The organism is Pseudomonas fragi, from assembly GCF_900105835.1.
Taxonomy (GTDB): Bacteria; Pseudomonadota; Gammaproteobacteria; order Pseudomonadales; family Pseudomonadaceae; genus Aquipseudomonas; species Aquipseudomonas fragi.
The window spans coordinates 1,077,902-1,096,967 of record NZ_LT629783.1; the positions used below are offsets into that span (position 1 = coordinate 1,077,902).

Genomic DNA, 19,066 nt, shown 5'->3' on the forward strand with positions numbered 1-19,066 from the left:
AGATCGAGACTAATCTCCAGCCGCCCCGCGGGTCAATTCACTCAACGTCGATGCAGGCAGTCGTCCTCAGCGTAAATGGCCGTGTGCAAACCGCCGTCAGCATCCAGCCAGGCGCGGTACATGCCCGGCGTATTGAAGCTCAGCACGGTCTCGCCAGCCGGTGTCACGGCGACCACGCCGCCGTTACCACCCAGTTCCTTGAGCTCGCCCTGCACCACTTGCTCGCAGGCGTCGGCCAGGCTTGAGCCCACCAGGCGAATGCGCGACGCAATGTTGTGGGCCACCACGGTGCGCATAAAGAACTCGCCGTGCCCGGTCGCCGATATCGCCGCGCTGCGGTCATCGGCCCAGGTGCCGGAGCCGATCAGCGGCGAGTCGCCCACCCGGCCATAGCGCTTGTTGGTGATGCCCCCCGTGGAGGTGGCCGCTGCCACATGCCCCTGGCTATCGAGGGCAACGGCCCCCACAGTGCCAAATTTTTTCTCCACGCCGCCCGGCTCCAGCAACACCGTCTCCGGTTGCTGCTGTTGCGCAGCCCACTGGCGACGACGCAACGGCGTGTCGTACCAGTCATTGCTGACATGTTCGAGACCCGCCTGCTCGGACAGGAACAAGTCTGCCCCGGCACCGGCCAGCAGCACATGCTCACTGTGCTCCAACACTGCCCGCGCACCGCAAATCGGGTTGCGCACATGATGCACACCGGCCACGGCACCGGCTTCGCGGTTGGCACCGTTCATGATTGCCGCGTCCAGTTCATGGTCTCCGGCATGGGTAAACACCGCGCCTTTGCCGGCGTTGAACCAGGGGCACTCTTCCAGTTCAACCACACTGGCCTGAACCGCATCCAGGCTGCTACCGCCCTTTTCCAGGACATCGACCCCGGCCTTGAGCGCCTGCAGTAGTGCGGCGTGGATCGCCTGCTCGTCTTCGCAGGTCAAGACACCGGGCATCAGTACACCGGCACCGCCATGCAAGGCCATCGCAATGGATTGGGTCATTGGGCATGCACTCCGTGATTGATTATCTGGCTCAAAAAACGTTGGGTTCGGGGAGACTCGGGGGCGGAGAAAAACCGCTCGGGGGGAGCTTCTTCAACAATCTCGCCCTGGTCCATAAATACGATCCGGTCAGCCACCTTGCGCGCAAAACCCATTTCGTGGGTCACGCAGATCATGGTCATGCCTTCCTGGGCCAGACCGGTCATCACGTCCAGCACTTCAGCGATCATTTCCGGGTCCAGGGCCGAGGTCGGTTCATCAAACAACATGACCTTGGGCTGCATGCACAGCGCCCGGGCAATGGCGATGCGCTGCTGCTGGCCACCGGACAACTGCGAGGGAAACTTGTTGGCGTGGTCGCGCATTTTGACCTTGTCCAGCAGGCCCAGCGCACGCTCGATGGCTTGCGCCTCGGGTACGCCCAGATTAGACGTCTGGGGCAAGGTGCAGTTTTTCAGCACGGTGAGGTGCGGGAACAGGTTGAAGTGCTGGAAACACATGCCCACCTGCCGACGAATACGCTCCAGGCCCCTGACACTGCCATTGAGTTCTTCGCCCAATACCTCGACCAACCCCTGCTGGTGCTGCTCCAGCTGGTTGATGCAGCGGATCAGGGTCGATTTGCCGGAACCCGAAGGCCCGCAGATCACCACTTTTTCGCCAGAGTGTACATCTAGGGAAATGTTCTTCAATACATGGGCATTGCCGAACCACTTGTTCAATTGTTCGATGCGCACCATTGCGGCGGCATCAGCCTTGGGTTTGCTGATCATGAGCGGCTTTGCTCCATACGTTGTTCAAGGTGTCGGGCATAGCGCGACAGTGCAAAACAGATGACGAAGAAGTAGATCGCCAGGAAGACGTAGATTTCGTGGCCGTACTCAACCCATTCCGGGGCGACGGCGGTGCTCATGGCGATGCCTACGATGTCCAGCACACCCACGATCATCACCAGCGTGGTCTCTTTGAACAGGCCGATAAATTGCGTGAGCAAGGGCGCTATGGACTGCTTGAGCACTTGCGGCAGGATGATCTGGCCCATGGTTTTCCAGTAGCCGAAACCCAGCGCCATCGCCGCCTCGTACTGCCCCTTGGGCAGGTTCTGTAAACCGCCGCGCAAGGTCTCGGCCATATAGGCGGCCGTGAACAGGATCAGCACCAGCTGCACACGCAGCAGGATGTCGAAGGCCGAGTCCGGCGGCAGGAATAACTGGATCATCAGCGAGGCCATAAACAGCAGCGAGATCACCGGCACCGAGCGCACCAGCTCGATGTACAGCACGCAGAGCATGCGCACCACGGGCAGTTTCGAGCGCCGCCCCAGAGCCAGCAAAATCCCCAGCGGCAGGGCAAAAATCATCCCTGCGGTGCCCAGGAACACCGTGACCAGCATGCCGGCGAATTTGGTCGAGGAGACCTCGGGCAAACCGGCACCGCCCTTGAGCAGCCACCACATCACAATCGGCAGCAACGCCAGATAAGCCAGCAGCAGGCGACGGTCCAGGCGCTTGAAAAACAGCAAGACAAACGCTGCCCCTGCCAGCACCAGGGCCAGGCTTACCCGCCACTGTTCAGCCTGCGGGTAGAAGCCGTATACGAACAGGTTCCAGCGCTGGGTTATCGGCAGCCAACAAGCGCCGGCGGGGTTGCAGTCCTTGGCGCTGCTGCCGACGAAGGTGGCATCAAATACCAGCCAGTTCAGTGCAGCGGGAATGCACCAGCACAGCAGTGCCAGTACGCTCAGGGTCAGCAGGCTGTGGCCCGGGCTGGGGAACAGGTGGCTGCGGCTCCAGGCCAGGGCACGCTGTAGCCGGGGCAAGCGCGGCGGTGCCAGCGGGACTGCCAGTGCCTGATTCATTGCGGTCATGTTCAGTGCCCCCTCTGGCCAATACGGTGGTTATAGATATTCATCGCCAACGAGATCATCAGGCTGATTGCACAGTAGGTGCCCATCACCAGCGCGATGCATTCGATGGCCTGGCCGGTCTGGTTCAGGGTGGTGCCGCCGGTGGACGACACCAGTTCCATAAAGCCGATGACCACCCCCAGCGAGGAGTTCTTGACGATGTTCAGGTAGGTGTTGGTGATCTGCGGAATCATCGGATAGATGGCCTGCGGCACGATCAACTGGCGCAGGGTGGTACCGGGTGTAAAGCCGAGTGCCCTGGCCGCTTCGTACTGGCCGCGCTGCACCGATTCAATCGCGCCACGCACGATCTCGGCGATGTAACTGGCGCTGTAGAACGACAGGGCCAGGCACAAGGCAAGCATTTCCGGTACCAGAGTGATCCCGCCCTTGAACCCGAAACCGCGCTGCACCGGCACTTCCCATTGCACATGGGCATCACTCAGGGCGTACACCAGCAAGGGCAGCAGCACCGCCCCGGCCAGCAGCGCGGGCCAGCGCCTGGAGGCAAAACCGCGCCACGGCCCGCGGGCTTCTTTCAAGCGGCAGAACATATAAGCCAGCAAGGTGCCCAGCAGCATCAGGAAGAGCCCCCAGCCGACCACACTGCCCTGCTCAAGCCACGGCAGGTTGAGACCGTTGTTGTTCAAAAACACCACACCAAACAGCGAGGCCGAGTGCTTGACCCCGGGCAGCGCCAGCACCAGCCCGTACCACCAGACCAGATGCACCACCAGCGGCACGTTGCGCAAAAATTCGATGCAGGTGCCGCTCAGACGCTTGATCAGCCAATTGTCCGAGACGCGCGCCATGCCCAGCGCACCACCCAGCAGGGTCGCCAGGACAATGCTCAGCACCGACACCAGCAGGGTGTTGAGCAAGCCCACCAGATAGGCGCGGGCATAGGTTGCATCCGGGGTGTAATCAATCAGCGAGAAGCTGATGTCATAGCCGGCGCGCTGGGACAAAAAACCGAACCCCGAGGCGATATTGAGGTTCTTCAGGTTCAGTGCGGCGTTGCTGGAGAGCAGATAAAACACTGCCGCAACCAGAGCCAGTACCAGCCCCTGCTGCAGCACGCTGGACAGGCGCAGGTTGGGCGAACGATGGGTCGACATGACAGTAATCCCCTCAGCGAATCGGCGGTGCGTACATCAGGCCATGGTCTTTCCAGCTGCGGTTGAGACCGCGCGGGATGTTCAATGCCGTCTGCTGGCCGAGATTGCGGTCGTAGATTTGCGCGTAGTTGCCGACCTGCTTGAGGGCGCGATAAGCCCAGTCACTGTCCAGGCCAAAGGACTTGCCGATGCTGCCTTCGGTGCCCAGCAAGCGGGCGATATCGGTGGATGCGCTCTTGTTGCCACGCAACTCGTCGACGTTGTCCGAGGTTACGCCCAGCTCTTCGCCGGTCATCAGCGCGTAAGCGGTCCAGGTCACAATATTGCGCCACACCGTGTCACCCTGAGCGACAAAGGCCCCCAGCGGCTCCTTGGAAATCACCTCGGGCAACAGCGCATAGTCCTTGGGGTTGTTCATCAACGCCAAACGCGCCGCCAGCCCCGAAGAGTCATTGGAAATGGCGTTACAGCGGCCGCGCTGGAAAGCGGCGTAAAGCTCGGGGCTTTTTTCGATGACCACGGTTTTGTAAGTCAGGCCACGGCGGCCGAAATAGTCTTCCAGGTTTTGCTCGGAGGTGGTGCCCGGTGACAGGCAGAAAGTGGCGCCGTCCAGGTCGGTGAGTTTCTGGATGCCGTCGGCGGCGTGGGTCATAAAGCCCTGGCCGTCATAGAACCACACGGTGGTGAAGTCCACCCCCAGGTTGGCAATGCGTTCAGCGGTCCAGGAGGCGGCCCGCGACAGGATATCGATCTCCCCGGAGGCCAGGGCGGTAAAGCGGTTTTTCGCGGTGGTGGTCAGGTACTCGACCTTGTCCGCATCCCCCAGCACCGCCGCGGCCACGGCGCGGCACAGGTCCACGTCCATGCCGGTCCAGCGGCCCTTGTCATCAATCAGCGAAAAGCCCGGTTTGTCGCCCGCGACCCCACAGCGCACGCTGCCATGGGCCTTGACCTTGTCCAGCACACCTGCCTGGGCGGCCTGGGCACCCGTCAACAGCAAGGCCAACAGCGGAGCCCCAAGTAAAAGCTTGGCCCTATTCAATTTATGCATATCATTGCCCCTTCAAAATTCTTCTTTTTATGCCTGTCAACCACAGTTCAACGGCAGGTGGCGGTTCAGCGCACAATAAAGACCCAGGCTTGGGCCGGATAGCGGCAATTGATCCACTATGCTGCACGGGCTATCGAATATTGGAATAAGTCCATGAACATTGACTGGTACGAAGATTTTCTCGCCCTGGCCGACACCGGTAAATTCACGGCAGCAGCCAGCATGCGCGGCTCATCGCAATCGGCCCTGAGCCGGCGTATTCAACTGCTTGAAGCTCACCTGGGCGCGACCCTGATCGACCGCGAACGCAACCCGGTGCGCCTGACTGCGGCGGGCGAAGCGCTGCTGCCCAATGCCGTGGAACTGGTACGCATGGCCCGCGATTGCGAACAGAGCGTCAAGGTGCTCAACCGGCCACTGACCTTTGCTTCGCTGCACACCCTGGCGTGCAACTTCTTCCCGGGCTGGATCAGCCAGTTGAACAGCCCGCAGGCGCCGCTGTTCACCCGTATCGACACGGGCTATCGCAGCACCGATGACTACTACATGGCGCTGATGTCCGGGCGTTGTGATTTCATCCTGTTCTACCGTGACACCAAGACGGCGCCCTACTCGCGCCAGAGCGAGTTCGAGGTCAAGTCCCTGGGCCATGACGAGCTGTACTGGGTCGCCACGCCCGTACTGGCGGCGCATTGCGCGCACACCGACGAGCCGATCCCGCTGCTCAGCTATTCGCGCAGTGCGCAATTGCATGAACTGTCGCGCACCCAGATCAACCGTCACCCCCAGCCGCAGCGTTTGCTGCAAGTGTTCGAAGCCACCGTCTCGGAGGCGCTCAAGCCGATGGTCGCCAGCGGCCAGGGCGTGGCGTGCATGCCCCACAGCATGGTGGCGCCACTGATCGAACGCGGTGAGCTGGTGCGCTTGTACCCGGACATGGAGTCCGATCATCTGGAAGTGATCCTGGTGCGCTGGCGCGACAACCGCAACCCCCAGGCCGACGCGCTCTGGCAGCGGCTTTAGCCACTTGCCCCCTTTTGTGGGAGCGGGCTTGCTCGCGATGGCAGCACCTCGCTAGTGCGGATACACCGCGCCGCCCATATCGCGAGCAAGCCTGCTCCCACAAGGTGTGATACCTATTTACGACATCAAATGTCACATGGGCTGGCTGTTAAGGCAGGAGTTTCGCTAAGCTCTGCGGTTTCCCATAGTCCTCAAGCGGTAAGCCCATGATCGAAGTCACCGAGGTGTCCATAGCCCAACTGCGCGGCGCGCTCGAAACCGGCCAAACCACGGCAGTCGAACTGGTGCAGGCCTATCTCGCGCGGATCGACGCCTACGACACTCCTGACACGGCCACCGCGCTCAATGCCGTGGTGGTGCGCAACCCCCAGGCACTGGCCGAAGCACAGGCCTCGGACGCCCGCAGGGCCAAGGGCCAGACCCTCGGCCCGCTGGATGGCATCCCCTATACAGCCAAGGACAGTTACCTGGTCAAGGGCCTGACCGCCGCCTCGGGCAGCCCGGCCTTCAAGGACCTGATCGCCTATCGTGATGCCTTCACCATTGAGCGCCTGCGCGGTGCGGGGGCCATCTGCCTGGGCAAGACCAATATGCCGCCCATGGCCAACGGCGGCATGCAACGCGGTGTGTATGGCCGCGCCGAAAGCCCGTACAACGCCAACTACCTGACGGCGCCTTTCGCCTCCGGCTCGTCCAACGGTGCAGGCACGGCCACGGCGGCCAGTTTTTCGGCTTTCGGCCTGGCCGAGGAAACCTGGTCCAGCGGGCGCGGCCCGGCGTCTAACAACGGCCTGTGCGCCTACACGCCTTCGCGCGGGGTGATTTCAGTGCGCGGTAACTGGCCGCTGACACCGACCATGGACGTGGTCGTGCCCTTTGCCCGCACGATGGCCGACCTGCTCGAAGTGCTCGATGTTGTCGTCGCCGAAGACCCGGATACCCGTGGCGACCTGTGGCGCCTGCAACCCTGGGTGCCGCTGCCGAGCGTGGCCTCGGTGCGTCCGGCCTCCTATGCACAACTCAATGCCGGCAGCGAAGCGCTGGCCGGCAAACGCTTTGGCGTACCGCGCATGTATATCAATGCCGACCCCGAGGCCGGCACGGCTGAATGCCCCGGCATTGGCGGCCCCACCGGGCAGCGCATCATCACTCGCGCGTCGGTGATTGACCTGTGGCAAGCCGCACGCCAGGCCATCGAAGCCCAGGGCGGCGAAGTGCTGGAAGTAGATTTCCCGCTGGTGTCCAACTGCGAAGGCGATCGCCCTGGCGCGCCCACCGTGTTTACCCGCGGGCTGGTGTCCAAAGAGTTCTTGCATGACGAGCTGTGGGAGCTGTCGGCCTGGGCATTCGATGATTTCCTGCGCGCCAACGGTGACCCGCAACTCAACCGCCTGGCCGACGTCGACGGCCCACTGATCTTCCCGCACGACCCGGGCACCCTGCCCAACCGTGAGGACGAACTGGCGGCCGGCATGGACGAGTATGTGCGCATGGCCCAGCGTGGCATTACCCCGTGGGACCAGATCAGTACCGTGCCCGACGGCCTGCGCGGCCTTGAAAAAACCCGGCGCATCGACCTGGAAGACTGGATGGACCACTTGGGCCTGGATGCTGTGCTGTTCCCGACCGTCGCTGATGTTGGCCCGGCAGATGCGGATGTGAACCCGGTGTCAGCGGATATCGCCTGGAGCAACGGCGTGTGGGTGGCCAACGGCAATCTCGCCATTCGCCATCTGGGTGTGCCGACCGTAACCGTGCCTATGGGCGTGATGGCGGATATCGGCATGCCGGTGGGGCTGACGTTTGCCGGTCGCGCCTATGACGATTCGGCGTTGCTGCGCTTTGCGTCGGCATTTGAGGCAACGGGCAGCAAGCGCATGATCCCGCCGCGCACGCCGCCGTTGAAGTAATAAGCGCCACGATCGTGGAAGCGGGCTTGCTCGCGATGCAGGCGCCGCGGTGTTTCAGTCACACCGCGGCGATCCAGTCGCGAGCAAGCCCGCTCCCACAATCGTGTGTTGTTCTCAGCCCTTGGCCGCCATCGCCGTCACTTCCACCCGCATCCCCGCCACCGCCAATTCGGCCACGCCCACCGCAGCGCGCACCGGCCACGGTTGGGCAAAGTAACGCTTGTAAACTTCATTGAACGCCGCCCGATCAGCCATGTCAGTCAGGTAAATGGTCAGGTGCAGTACCCGGCTCATCGAACTGCCCGCCTTCTCCAGCGCCAGCTTGAGCGCCTGCAACGTACACTCGCTCTGCTCGACAATCCCGCCCAGCTCCAGGCTGCCATCGGCACGGGTCGGAATCTGCGTCGATACCAGCAGGCCGGCAAAGCCGGCAACATCCGAGGAGATGGAATCCGCATCGGGATCAGGGATAAAAGTGATGTCGTGGTGAGACATAAGTGATCGCTCGCTTGAAGTGAAAACACCCATTGTCCAACGTCTGCCAACGCCTTGCGCGTTTTTTTGCACCGTCGCACATGGCCGTGCTTGGCTAAAACCTTCTGCGATCCATTACCATGCGCTTCGCCATGACGTCGTTGCATAGCCTGGAGTGCCCTGTGGAAATCAAACACCTGCGATCATTTGTGACCCTGGCCGAAGAGCTGCACTTCGGCCGGGCCGCGCAACGGCTGTCCATCGTGCAACCGGCCCTGAGCATGCAGATCAAGATGCTCGAAGAGGAGCTGGGGGTGCGCCTGTTCGAGCGCAACCGCCACTCGGTCGCACTCACCGAGGTGGGCACCCTCTTCCTGCCTGAAGCCCGGGCCACACTCCACCAGTCGGCCCATGCCGCCGATGTGGCCAGGGCGTGTGGCCGCGGGGAGATTGGCCGGGTGCGCTTTGGCTTTGTCTCCTCGGTACTGCCCGAATTGCTACCCATGCTGGTCCGCTCGCTGCATGCCCGCTTCCCGCGGATCGAACTGGAACTCAAGGACATGCCCGGCCCTGACCAGGCCGTGGCGCTGAAAAACGGCCAGCTCGACTTCGGCCTGATGCGCCTGCCGGCCGCCATCCCGGGGATCCACACCCGCGAGGTGCTGCAGGAAAACTTTATTGTCGCCCTGCCCGGCGACCACCCGCTGCTGGCCTGCGACGTCCTGCACCCCACTGAGCTGAGCCAGTTGCCGGTTTTTACCCTGGCTCGGCGTTACGCCCCCGGCTTTTACGATGAATTGATGCAAGCGCTTGCCCGCCAGGGCGCGCATCTGCCACACGCAACCGAGTTGGGCGAGTTCACCACCATGCTTGCCCTGGTATCTGCCGGGCTAGGGGTTGGCCTGCTGCCAGCCAACGCCGGGCGCGCCTTGCCCGCCAATGTCATCTCCAGGCCGCTGGATCTGGGGGAATACCGGGCAACCACGGGGCTGGCATGGACAGCGCTGAACAGTGCTGTCAAAGCCACGGTGTTCAGCTTGATGGAGGAGTTGTTGGCGCTGGACACACCACCGCTTGAGGGCTGAGCAACCTGTCGGGTACGCCGTGAAGGGGGACGGGCAGGCGCTATGGCACCCGCCCGTTAAGCGGGAGGTTACGGCCGGGCTGCCGTGACCTCGATCTCTACCAGATAATTCGGGTTGGCCAGACCGGCCACCTGGAACGCCGAGCGGGTTGGCAGCTTGGGCTGGGCCTGGGTGCCGAAAAACTGGGTGTAACCCTTCATAAAGCCGGCGAAATCCATCTTGCCGGTTTCCGGCGTACCCACCAGATACACCTGCATCTTGATCACATCACCCATGCTCAGGCCCAGGCTTTTGAGGGTGGCCTCGATATTTTTCAGCACATTGACCGTCTGCACTTCGGTGTCGCCATAAGCGGCGAGGGTCTTGGGGTCGGCCTTGCTGTCGGCAATGGGCGGCACCACACCACTGAGGTTGACCACGGTGACACCCGGCGGGATTTCCACGGCCAGGGAAATCGGAAAGTCGGAATTGGGCAGCTTGTGGCGGATCACTTCTGCCGCACTCACCTGGGTTGCCATCAGGCCGGCCAGCACCGAGGTCAAAACAAAAGCGGGGATCATTTTTTTAGTCATCGTTACATTCCTTTAGGGGTATGAAAAAACGCGCAGTCCATGATTGCTTGTCAGCGCCGGGTGACCGCGCGTACATCCTCGACGGTCACGGTGTCGGCATAATGGTTGCCAAAGTGGGTTCGCACATAGTTGACCACCTCTGCAATCTGCTGGTCATCCATGTATTTCTTGAAGCCCGGCATGCCGCCCTGCCCTGATGTCACCATATACACCGGGTACACCTTGGCCCCCAGTTTCTGGTTGGCAGCCAGCGCCGGATACGCGCCCGCCCCGTGGGAGCCCTGGCCATCAGCCATATGGCAACCCTGGCAGACCTGATTGAACAGGGCCTCGCCACTGGGCTGATCGAACTTGCCAGAGGTGGACAGTATCGGCGCATCTTCGGCAAACGCAGGCACACTGGCCAGCACGCCGGCCAGGATAGCGGTGGTTAAAGTCATTCGCATGGCTGTCTCCGGGCTCAGGCCGCTTTCGCGCTGGCGATGATATGGGTGTGCAGGCGTTTGATCGCATCCTGGGAAGACAGGATGGCGCCCTCCATCCAGGCCGGAATGTAAGAAGCATGTTCACCGGCCAGGACAATGCGCCCGTCAATCTGGCACAGGTTCTTGTAATGCTGCTCGCGGGTTTCGGGGGTCCACAGGCCGTAGCAGCCGTTGGTCCAGGGCACCCGGTGCCAGCCCACGGCGATGCCGTTTTCGAACTCTGCCGGGTATTGCGGGTGGATCTGGGCACCGTATTCAACGGCCTTTTGCACGCGCATTTGCGGGCTCATGGCGGTGAACTCGTAAGCGTTCGGCCCCCAGATATAGGCGCCGAGCAACACGCCTTTGCCCTGCTTGCCGTAATCGGTGCTCGGATAGCTGATCTTGCTGATGGGCGTATCGGTGTAACTGATGCCGCCATAGATATGCTCGTCCTGCTCCCAGAAACGGCGTTTGAATTGCAGCCCGACCTTTATCGAAGACTCGTAGGGCACGGCGCGGATCGCGCTCATCATCGGCGCGCTGACATCGATGGGCAGCTGTCCGAGGATCGACAACGGCAAGGTACACACGCACCAGTCGGCCTGCTCTTGCCGAGCCCCGCCACTGCCATCGCTGTTCTGGTAGGTAACGGTCACACCGTTGCCGTTTTGCTGGATACGCGTGACCTTGGCGTTGTACTGGATCAGGTCGTTGACCTGTTTCTGGAACGCCTGGGCAATCATGTCCATGCCGCCAACCGGCTGGAAGATGCTGCTCTGGAATTCGTACTCCTGGCCGCTGGCGATGCTTTGCCACAGATTGGAATCCAGCAGCGCCTTGCAGTCGATAGGCTCGGACGCCACCGCTGCTGGCATCAGGCCGCCGCCATCGTCCACGGCAAAACCGCGACGCATGCTGGTCTCCAGGGATTTCTTATAGGCATTGCTGCTATCGAGCGCGCCCCATTTGCGCATCACCTCCAGCAGGCGCTCGCGGTCTTCGCGAGTCAGAGCCTGATCCAGGCCGTGCTGGTTGACGGCCTTGCTCAGCAGTTCGGCCACATGCCCCTGAAAGTCGGCCTGCACGGCACGGTAACGTTGCGGCTTGCCCTCAAACGCCTGGGTGGAATGCACCATCGCGTTGTAGTTGACCTGGATAAAGGGCTCCAGGGCGACGCCGAATTTGTGGCAGTAGTCGAGCACGGCATGATGGTGATACGGGATGCGCCACGGGCCGGGATTGAGGTACAGGCCCTTGTCGAATTCGCAATGCTGGGTAGCGCCGCCCAGCTCGGTGAAACGGTCACCGCCACGCAGCGTCCAGCAGCGCCCGCCCGGCTTGGCATTGAACTCCAGCACCTTGACCTGATAGCCGGCCTTGCGCAGCTCATAGGCGGCGGTCATGCCCGCCAGCCCCGCCCCAAGGATCAGTACACGGGTGCCCTTTGGCGCACCGCTCAAGGCAAAATCCCGCTCATAGTTCGATTCAGCGGCAAAACTCAAGGCAGTCATTGCCTGATACATCGCGGCGGCGCCCGCTGTCACGCCGATCCAGTTGAGTACTTTGCGTCGGCTCACAACCATTGCTTGCTCTTGCATGACCAGTCCTTTGAATCGAAGGGAAATACGCAGGCAATGACAGACGAGCAACCACGCTTGCTGCGTCGCCCGACCACAGAGTTGTCTGCGCCCGGTCATCCTCCAGAGCAAGTGGTGTGCCATAAAACTGTAATGGGCGGAAAACTGAAGATGTAGGAAGTTTCATAAAACTTAGACAGGCAGAATGCTTCACCATGAATCAGCCAAGTCTGTTTTTGGTGCAAGACACTTGCGCCAGGATTGTGCAGTTTTTTAGTGAGTGTGCCGCATGAGCGCATCGTACCCGGTGACGAAAAACCCCCAAGATCTGATCTAGACGGTGATGCAATAAAACATGCCGAAACAGCCCCCCATCTAGCAACTTTCACATCATGCAAAGCCCAATGCCGCAGCACAGCTTCAACCTACAAATCATATAAACAACTGAACACACTCTTTTAGCCCGAAAACTTTAAGGCCAGTATTTCGCTGCCTGATTGCAGTGCTAATGTTGATATAAGCGAGCCTGACGCTCGCCTTATAAATCGTTACTTTATAAAGGCAGATCAAATGACAAAACACTACTTCTTATTTACATATTCGATTTCTCCGACAGGAGATACGGATATTGCAGCCAAAGCAGCCGACAAGGTCAGAAAAAGCATCGCCAATATACAAACCCCCGACTGGAGCAAACTGTCTACGGTTGAAACCACCTTTGCCGGCCAGGTGACCTTGACGGCTGAAACAGCCTGCGAAAAACGAGAAGAAGCCAGAAACATCATCGACCGTGAACTCAGAAGCGCCATCGACCTGTGTAAAGCCCGTTGCGAAGTACAGGCCCATATATCCGTGCTGGTCGACGGGCTCGGCCCGCGCATGGATATCATCATCTGACCGGGCCAGCACGCTCTTGCATGCACAGGGCCTGACAACTCGCCTATAACTCTTCCAGCCAACAGCGGGCGCTCTATTGCGGGCGCCCCATCGATGGCACTGATAATTACTATCGAAGTGCCCGCGTGTTTGATCGGCAAAACTGCCCCCTATAATCCCCTCCAGCTTCCCCCGCCCCCAGCCTGGCTTCAGGCGACATCTCCCCTTCTGGAACTCACCACCATGCCAAGCGCCAGCCTGCCGCCTCGCGGCCGCCCCGAACATCCTCAACAGAGCGTCAAACAGCAGTGGCTGGCGATTCTCTCGGTCGCCGTGGGCGCCTTTGCCCTCGTGACCAGCGAGTTTCTCCCGGTGGGCGTACTCAACGACGTTGCCAGTGACCTTGGCATCAGTGCCGGCCACGCCGGGCTTATGGTCACCCTGCCCGGCATAATGGCCGCGCTCGCGGCGCCCTTGCTGTCCATCGGCATTGGTACGATGGACCGTCGCTACCTGCTGGTCGGCCTGACGCTGGTCATGATCATTGCCAACTCAGTCGTGGCCTTCGCCAGTGATTTCAACCTGCTGCTGGTGGGTCGTGTGCTGCTGGGTATCAGCATCGGCGGTTTCTGGGCGACCGCCATCGCCCTGAGTGGCCGCCTGGCCCCCAAGGGCGTGGGCGTCGCCCAGGCCACCTCGATCATCATGGTCGGCGTAACCCTGGCCACCGTCCTGGGCGTGCCCGTAGGCACATGGCTAAGTGGCTTGCTGGGCTGGCGCATGACCTTCCTGGTGACGGCGCTGGTGGGCGTGCCGGTGCTACTGGCGCAGATCTTCCTGCTGCCGCGGCTCACCCCCGAGAAGGCCATTCGCGTCAGTGACCTGCCGGCCTTGTTTATCAACCCGCAATCGCGGGTGGGGTTGATTGCGGTATTGCTCATTGGCCTGGCGCACTTTGCCGCCTACACCTATGTCGCCCCCTTCTTCAAGCACAGTGCCGGTTTCGACGGGCCGACCATTGGCTCATTGCTGTTGCTCTATGGTGTTGCTGGGGTAATGGGTAATCTATTCGCCGGCTTTGCCGCCAATCGCAGTGTGCGTCACACCCTGTTGCTGGTGGCCCTGATGATTGGCACCAGCACCGCCCTGTTCCCCTACTTCGCCACCGGCATGACTGGCGCTGCGATGCTCATCGCCCTCTGGGGCTTCGCTTTCGGCGCCTTCCCGGCCTGCGCCAGTATCTGGATGTTTGTGGTAGCGCCCAAGGATGTGGAGCGCGGCATGCCGCTGTTCGTGGCTCTGTTTCAGGTGATTATTGCCCTGGGCTCGTTCTTCGGCGGGCAAATCGTCGACCAGTTGGGCAGCTCGGTGCTGCTGAGCCTGGCCACGGCCCTGGTGGGATGCGGTTTTGTAACGGTGCTGGTGTTAGGGCGTAACGTCAGCAATAACCTGGTGGCCCAGCCCGCCTGAGCAGCGCGCTGCCTGCCGGGCGAGTACACGGGGGGATTGCGTACTATCGCGATCTGAAAACGGGCAAGCAGGCTCTGATGCTTGCTGGCAAAGCCTCGACACTCTTCAAAACGCTGGATATCCAGGATCTCTGGGCCAGATGTGCGTTACATCATCTGTAACGCACATCCCGCGGGTCAGAAGCGATAGGTGATCGAAGTACCAAAACCGCTCGCGCTGTTTTTGTAGGTAGAGCTGTACGCGCCCTTGGAAGCCGAGCTGTCGTTGACCTTGGTACTGTCTTCCCACAGGTAGGAGTACGCCAGGTCGATCGTCATGTTACTGACCGGCGTCCAGCCAGCGCCGAAGCTGATGGCGGTACGGTCACCGGTAGGAATGCGCGGCGAACGATTGGTGTTGTTGGTTGGCGACTGGTCAACCGACAAGCCGGTGCGCAGCACCCATTGCGGATTCAACTGATACGCGGCACCAATGGCGTGGGCCCAGGTGTCATGCCAGTTCTGCTCTTCGGTAATGGTGCTCAACGAGCCGCCAAGACGCGGGCTGACATCACTGTTTTGCACGGTAATGTCCTTGAGGCGACTCCAGCGCGTCCAGGTGCTGCCCGCATACAGCGTCCAGTCATCATTGAGCTGGTGGGTAACCGAGAAGTCCACCGACTCCGGCGTATCCAGGCCCAGCTTGGCATCGTAGCTCTGGCCGCTCAGGCCCAGCAGGCTGAAGGTACCGCCAGTGACCTTGGTAGTACCCTTGAGGTTGTAGCTGACCTTGGAGTGATAGGTCAGGCCCACACGGGTGCTGTCAGTGGCCTGTACCAGGATACCGGCGTTGAAACCGATGGCCGTGTCATCGCCGCTGATCTTCACCTTGCCGTCGTTTGTGCCCGGAGTGAAGGCATTCGGCACCTGGGACGTCAGTTCACCGTCAATGCGGTTGATAGTCGGACCAAACCCGATCGATACCTTGTCATTGAAGGCATAGCTGACCGTGGGCTGGAACGTCATGACCTGAATTTTGCTTTTATTGGCGAAGTAACGCCCTGCGAAACCACTGCCATAGTCCGTAATCAAACCAAACGGCACATAGAAACCGACACCGAAGGCCCAGTGCTCATCAATCGGCTTGACGTAATAACCCATGGGCACCGCAGTCAACGGCACCATATCGCCGTCTTCCTTGCCGCCAAAGGTACTGCGCGTATGGCTGATATCGGTTTTCGCCACGAGCAAGGCAGCACCTGCACTCACCTGCTCCTGTTTCAGGCGCGCCATGCCGGCAGGGTTGCCGTATACGGTACTGGCATCATCGGCAGAGGACGATCGACCGGCGAAGCCGGTGCCCATGCCGCTGATACTTTGTTCATTGATTGCAAGACCGCTGGCAAGTAGCTGAGAAGACGCAAGTGCAACGGCAAGACCGAGGGTGGTCTTGAAGAATAGTTTTTTCATTATTAGAGGTCCAGTGATCAACGGGGCGCAAATTACCAATATTCCCGACCCGCTGCCATAGTCTGTTATATAGAAACCAGGCGCCTTGTCGGACAATACAACAAGAACTCACCGTTATTCAGCGTGCGAATATCCAGTGATCGGCAAACCTGATCAACTACCTGATTTCGCTAACATATTTAACCATTCAAGATCATTAAACATGACGCGACAAAGATGAAATCGCAATGTGCCTGCCGGGATCTGCCGGCGCCAGGATTGCATGAAGCGGGGCAAGTGCGCCCTTTATTGAAAGAGCGGCGAGCTTAAAATAAGCCACTATTAGAGTGGCCCTCTAAATAGCCCGCCCACTCTATGGCGAACAGCGCGAACATCATCGCCGTCTCAAGCTAACTTGCCAGAAAATACCACCCGGCTGCAGCTTCACAAGAGCGACTCGGCAAACCTGGATGAAATGCCAGAAACGAAAAAAGGACCCGAAGGTCCTTTTTTCTTGCTCTATCAAATTGCATACAATTCAACAGAGCCATATTTGGAGCGGGAAACGAGACTCGAACTCGCGACCCCGACCTTGGCAAGGTCGTGCTCTACCAACTGAGCTATTCCCGCTTGGTGATGCGCATTCTATAGAAATCTAATAACGCGTCAAGCCCTTGATTCAAAAAAGTTTTATTTATTTTACCGAGGTGGTCTTCAGGTGCGGCCAGGCAGCCCGCAAATACTGAAGCATCGACCACAGGGTCAAGCCGGCAGCCACCAGCAGCAGCCCGTAACCCACCAACACCCAGAAGCTGAAGTCCGAAGGGTTGGCCAGCAAGATCACCAGGGCCAGCATCTGCGCCGCTGTTTTCCATTTGCCCATGTTCGATACCGCCACCTGGGCCCGTGCGCCCAGTTCGGCCATCCACTCGCGCAACGCGGAAATGACGATTTCACGACCGATAATCACCGCCGCCGGCAACGTCAGCCATACGTTGTGATGCTCTTGCACCAGCAACACCAAGGCCACCGCCACCATCAGCTTGTCAGCGACCGGGTCCAGAAAGGCACCAAAAGGCGTGCTTTGCTCCAGTCGACGGGCCAGATAGCCGTCAAGCCAGTCGGTCGCCGCGGCAAATGCAAAGACTGAGCTGGCGGCTGCATAACTCCAGCTGTAGGGCAAATAGAACAACAAAATGAAGAAAGGAATAAGTAGAACGCGTAGTACGGTGATCAAATTAGGGATATTCATCGGCACAACTGGCTACGAGGTGAGGTGGCATTCTACTCGCTGTGCAGGTTTGCATAAATCAACTCAGCGAGCTTTTTACTGATCCCGGGTGCTTTGGCGATCTCCTCGATGCTGGCACGAGATAGCTCCTGTAAGCCACCAAAATGTTTCAATAAATCTCGGCGACGGGTCGGCCCTACCCCTGCAATGCCTTCCAGGGTTGAGGTTCGTCGGGTTTTACCCCGTCGTGCCCGATGCCCGGTAATTGCAAAACGGTGAGCCTCATCGCGGATCTGCTGGATCAAATGCAAGGCCGGCGAGTCGCCCTTGAGGGTGAATTCATGGGCTGCATCGTTCAGGTACAGGGTTTCAAAACCCGCCTTGCGTGTCGCCCCCTTGGCCACGCCGAGCAAAATCAGGTCAGGGACGGCCAGTTCATTGAGCACATCGCGGGCCATCGACATCTGCCCCTTGCCACCGTCGACCAGCAGAATGTCCGGCAACTTGCCCTCCCCTTCCTTGAGCCGGCTGAAGCGGCGCATCAGGGCCTGGTGCATGGCGGCATAATCGTCACCCGGGGTTACGCCTTCAATATTGAAGCGCCGGTAGTCCGACTTGATCGGCCCCTCAGGGCCAAACACCACGCAGGACGCCACCGTGGCTTCGCCACTGGAGTGGCTGATGTCATAACATTCCAGGCGCTGGGGTATCTCATCGAGCTTCAACACCTGGGCCAGGGCTTCAAAACGTGCCGCCACATGCAGACGGTTGGTCAGGCGAGCCATCAGGGCCTGCTCGGCGTTGGTGACAGCCAGTTGCTGCCAGCGCGCACGGGTACCACGCACACGGTAGCTGATCGCCAGCTCACGGCCGCGCAGCGCCTCGATCGCCTCGGTGATCGCCTCGAAGCTCTCGTGCTCGACGTTGACGATCAATTCGCCGGGCAGGTCGCGCTCGGGGCTGCTGATGTAGTACTGACCGAGAAAGGCGGCCATAACCTCGGCCACGTCTTCCTCGATGCCCACTTGCGGGAAGAAGTTCTTGCTGCCCAGCACCCGCCCGCCACGCACATTGATCAGGTGTACGCAGGCGCCACCCGGGTTCACAAACGCGGCAATCACGTCCACATCCCCGGTGCCGCCTTCCATGCTTTGCTGGTCCTGAACCCGGCGCAGCAGGGAAATCTGGTCCCGCACCTGGGCCGCACGCTCGAAGTCCAGCGTACTGGCGGCCTGCTCCATTGCGGCGTTCAGCTCATCGGTCAGGGCACTGCTGCGCCCTTCCAGGAACATGATCGAGTGGCGTACATCCTCGGCGTACTCCTGTGGGTCCACCAGCCCTACACAAGGGGCCTTGCAGCGCTTGATCTGATACTGCAAGCAGGGTCGCGTTCTGTTTTTGAAGTAGCTGTCGTCGCACTGACGCACCAGAAAAGTCTTTTGCAAGATGCTCAGGCTTTCGCGGATGGCGCCCGCACTGGGGTAAGGGCCGAAGTATTTGCCTTTGAGCTTTTTGGCCCCGCGATGGATGCTCAGGCGCGGATATTGGCCATCCGACAGAAACACATAGGGGTAGGACTTGTCGTCGCGCAACAGGATGTTGTACGGCGGGCGCCACTCCTTGATCAGCGTCTGCTCAAGCAGCAGCGCTTCGGTTTCGTTGGCGGTGATGGTGGTTTCAATTTGCGCAATGCGCGCAACCAGCGCGGCGGTCTTGGGCGCCAGGCCGGTTTTGCGAAAGTAACTGGCCAGGCGTTTTTTCAGGTTCTTCGCCTTGCCCACATACAAGAGCCGCGCTTCGCGGTCAAACATGCGATACACGCCGGGCCGGCCGCTGCAGGTGGAGAGAAATGCGCTTGCGTCGAACACGTCAGTCATG

17 protein-coding genes and 1 tRNA gene are annotated in these 19,066 nt (G+C 60.3%); 5 read left to right on the plus strand and 13 right to left on the minus strand.

Features of this window, described 5'->3' with window-relative positions; all coding sequences use genetic code 11:
* Window positions 1–41: 41 nt before the first annotated feature.
* From BLU25_RS04640 to BLU25_RS04660, 5 genes are read right to left on the minus strand one after another with little or no spacing between them, the layout of a single operon-like run.
* The gene (locus BLU25_RS04640) at window positions 42–1,001 is read right to left on the minus strand and encodes an isoaspartyl peptidase/L-asparaginase family protein (RefSeq protein ID WP_016781219.1); all 960 of its coding nucleotides are present in this window, start codon (window positions 999–1,001) and stop codon (window positions 42–44) included.
* Entirely contained in the window at window positions 998–1,774 is a 777-nt protein-coding gene (locus tag BLU25_RS04645) for an amino acid ABC transporter ATP-binding protein (protein ID WP_016781220.1), read from the minus strand. Before BLU25_RS04645 ends, BLU25_RS04640 begins: the two co-directional genes overlap by 4 nt.
* A complete protein-coding gene (locus BLU25_RS04650) occupies window positions 1,771–2,868 on the minus strand; it encodes an amino acid ABC transporter permease (RefSeq protein ID WP_029611455.1) in 1,098 nt (365 codons plus the stop codon). Before BLU25_RS04650 ends, BLU25_RS04645 begins: the two co-directional genes overlap by 4 nt.
* A gap of 2 nt (window positions 2,869–2,870) precedes the next feature.
* Window positions 2,871–4,025, minus strand: coding sequence for an amino acid ABC transporter permease (locus BLU25_RS04655; RefSeq protein WP_016781222.1), 1,155 nt, complete (start codon window positions 4,023–4,025; stop codon window positions 2,871–2,873).
* Window positions 4,026–4,038: 13 nt separating this feature from the next.
* Window positions 4,039–5,076, minus strand: coding sequence for an amino acid ABC transporter substrate-binding protein (locus BLU25_RS04660; RefSeq protein ID WP_016781223.1), 1,038 nt, complete (start codon window positions 5,074–5,076; stop codon window positions 4,039–4,041).
* 153 nt (window positions 5,077–5,229) lie between these two features.
* On the opposite strand from BLU25_RS04660, the gene BLU25_RS04665 reads away from it, so the two are divergent.
* Both BLU25_RS04665 and BLU25_RS04670 read left to right on the plus strand, forming a co-directional pair.
* Window positions 5,230–6,099: a LysR family transcriptional regulator gene (locus BLU25_RS04665; RefSeq protein WP_016781224.1), complete on the plus strand. Its 870-nt coding sequence runs from the start codon at window positions 5,230–5,232 to the stop codon at window positions 6,097–6,099.
* Window positions 6,100–6,305: 206 nt separating this feature from the next.
* Window positions 6,306–8,009 carry an amidase gene (locus tag BLU25_RS04670; protein WP_016781225.1) on the plus strand — a complete coding sequence of 568 codons (1,704 nt, stop codon included), beginning with the start codon at window positions 6,306–6,308 and terminating at the stop codon, window positions 8,007–8,009.
* 114 nt (window positions 8,010–8,123) lie between these two features.
* On the opposite strand, the gene BLU25_RS04675 is transcribed toward BLU25_RS04670, so the two are convergent.
* Window positions 8,124–8,504: a RidA family protein gene (locus tag BLU25_RS04675; protein WP_016781226.1), complete on the minus strand. Its 381-nt coding sequence runs from the start codon at window positions 8,502–8,504 to the stop codon at window positions 8,124–8,126.
* Window positions 8,505–8,665: 161 nt separating this feature from the next.
* Here BLU25_RS04675 and BLU25_RS04680 point away from each other — a divergent pair, with 161 nt between their 5' ends.
* Complete coding sequence (locus BLU25_RS04680; RefSeq protein ID WP_083369545.1) at window positions 8,666–9,568, plus strand: LysR family transcriptional regulator; 903 nt, start codon at window positions 8,666–8,668, stop codon at window positions 9,566–9,568.
* Window positions 9,569–9,636: 68 nt separating this feature from the next.
* Here the strand turns inward: BLU25_RS04680 and BLU25_RS04685 are convergent, their stop codons facing one another.
* The 3 genes from BLU25_RS04685 to BLU25_RS04695 are packed head-to-tail and all read right to left on the minus strand — an operon-like array spanning window position 9,637 to window position 12,130.
* Window positions 9,637–10,140 carry a RidA family protein gene (locus tag BLU25_RS04685; protein ID WP_016781228.1) on the minus strand — a complete coding sequence of 168 codons (504 nt, stop codon included), beginning with the start codon at window positions 10,138–10,140 and terminating at the stop codon, window positions 9,637–9,639.
* A 50-nt stretch (window positions 10,141–10,190) separates the two neighbouring features.
* Complete coding sequence (locus BLU25_RS04690) at window positions 10,191–10,586, minus strand: c-type cytochrome (RefSeq protein WP_029611456.1); 396 nt, start codon at window positions 10,584–10,586, stop codon at window positions 10,191–10,193.
* 14 nt (window positions 10,587–10,600) lie between these two features.
* A complete protein-coding gene (locus BLU25_RS04695) occupies window positions 10,601–12,130 on the minus strand; it encodes a flavin monoamine oxidase family protein (RefSeq protein WP_037001250.1) in 1,530 nt (509 codons plus the stop codon).
* Between the two features lie 624 nt (window positions 12,131–12,754).
* Between BLU25_RS04695 and BLU25_RS04700 the strand changes: the two genes are divergently transcribed.
* Window positions 12,755–13,081: a hypothetical protein gene (locus BLU25_RS04700; protein WP_016781231.1), complete on the plus strand. Its 327-nt coding sequence runs from the start codon at window positions 12,755–12,757 to the stop codon at window positions 13,079–13,081.
* Window positions 13,082–13,303: 222 nt separating this feature from the next.
* Entirely contained in the window at window positions 13,304–14,530 is a 1,227-nt protein-coding gene (locus BLU25_RS04705; protein ID WP_016781232.1) for an MFS transporter, read from the plus strand.
* Between the two features lie 176 nt (window positions 14,531–14,706).
* Here BLU25_RS04705 and BLU25_RS04710 read toward each other — a convergent pair whose 3' ends face one another.
* The 4 genes from BLU25_RS04710 to uvrC all read right to left on the minus strand — a co-directional run bounded on the left by BLU25_RS04710 (window position 14,707) and on the right by uvrC (window position 19,065).
* Window positions 14,707–15,978, minus strand: coding sequence for an OmpP1/FadL family transporter (locus BLU25_RS04710; RefSeq protein WP_016781233.1), 1,272 nt, complete (start codon window positions 15,976–15,978; stop codon window positions 14,707–14,709).
* A 533-nt stretch (window positions 15,979–16,511) separates the two neighbouring features.
* A tRNA-Gly gene (locus tag BLU25_RS04715) sits at window positions 16,512–16,587 on the minus strand.
* A gap of 64 nt (window positions 16,588–16,651) precedes the next feature.
* Complete coding sequence (gene pgsA, locus BLU25_RS04720) at window positions 16,652–17,209, minus strand: CDP-diacylglycerol--glycerol-3-phosphate 3-phosphatidyltransferase (protein ID WP_016781234.1); 558 nt, start codon at window positions 17,207–17,209, stop codon at window positions 16,652–16,654.
* A 32-nt stretch (window positions 17,210–17,241) separates the two neighbouring features.
* On the minus strand, window positions 17,242–19,065 hold the full coding sequence (gene uvrC / locus BLU25_RS04725) for an excinuclease ABC subunit UvrC (RefSeq protein ID WP_029611458.1): 1,824 nt from the start codon (window positions 19,063–19,065) through the stop codon (window positions 17,242–17,244).
* Between the last annotated feature and the right edge of the window lies 1 nt (window position 19,066).

Excerpts from the sequence above, each read along its gene's own strand:
- BLU25_RS04640 (WP_016781219.1), bottom strand. The coding sequence starts at position 1,001 with ATGACCCAATCCATTGCGATGGCCTTGCATGGCGGTGCCGGTGTACTG.
- BLU25_RS04645 (WP_016781220.1), bottom strand. The coding sequence starts at position 1,774 with ATGATCAGCAAACCCAAGGCTGATGCCGCCGCAATGGTGCGCATCGAA.
- BLU25_RS04710 (WP_016781233.1), bottom strand. The coding sequence starts at position 15,978 with ATGAAAAAACTATTCTTCAAGACCACCCTCGGTCTTGCCGTTGCACTT.
- pgsA (WP_016781234.1), bottom strand. The coding sequence starts at position 17,209 with ATGAATATCCCTAATTTGATCACCGTACTACGCGTTCTACTTATTCCT.
- BLU25_RS04685 (WP_016781228.1), bottom strand. The coding sequence starts at position 10,140 with ATGACTAAAAAAATGATCCCCGCTTTTGTTTTGACCTCGGTGCTGGCC.
- BLU25_RS04650 (WP_029611455.1), bottom strand. The coding sequence starts at position 2,868 with ATGACCGCAATGAATCAGGCACTGGCAGTCCCGCTGGCACCGCCGCGC.
- BLU25_RS04675 (WP_016781226.1), bottom strand. The coding sequence starts at position 8,504 with ATGTCTCACCACGACATCACTTTTATCCCTGATCCCGATGCGGATTCC.
- BLU25_RS04655 (WP_016781222.1), bottom strand. The coding sequence starts at position 4,025 with ATGTCGACCCATCGTTCGCCCAACCTGCGCCTGTCCAGCGTGCTGCAG.
- BLU25_RS04700 (WP_016781231.1), top strand. The coding sequence starts at position 12,755 with ATGACAAAACACTACTTCTTATTTACATATTCGATTTCTCCGACAGGA.
- BLU25_RS04695 (WP_037001250.1), bottom strand. The coding sequence starts at position 12,130 with ATGTATCAGGCAATGACTGCCTTGAGTTTTGCCGCTGAATCGAACTAT.
- BLU25_RS04660 (WP_016781223.1), bottom strand. The coding sequence starts at position 5,076 with ATGCATAAATTGAATAGGGCCAAGCTTTTACTTGGGGCTCCGCTGTTG.
- BLU25_RS04705 (WP_016781232.1), top strand. The coding sequence starts at position 13,304 with ATGCCAAGCGCCAGCCTGCCGCCTCGCGGCCGCCCCGAACATCCTCAA.
- BLU25_RS04670 (WP_016781225.1), top strand. The coding sequence starts at position 6,306 with ATGATCGAAGTCACCGAGGTGTCCATAGCCCAACTGCGCGGCGCGCTC.
- BLU25_RS04690 (WP_029611456.1), bottom strand. The coding sequence starts at position 10,586 with ATGCGAATGACTTTAACCACCGCTATCCTGGCCGGCGTGCTGGCCAGT.
- BLU25_RS04665 (WP_016781224.1), top strand. The coding sequence starts at position 5,230 with ATGAACATTGACTGGTACGAAGATTTTCTCGCCCTGGCCGACACCGGT.
- uvrC (WP_029611458.1), bottom strand. The coding sequence starts at position 19,065 with ATGACTGACGTGTTCGACGCAAGCGCATTTCTCTCCACCTGCAGCGGC.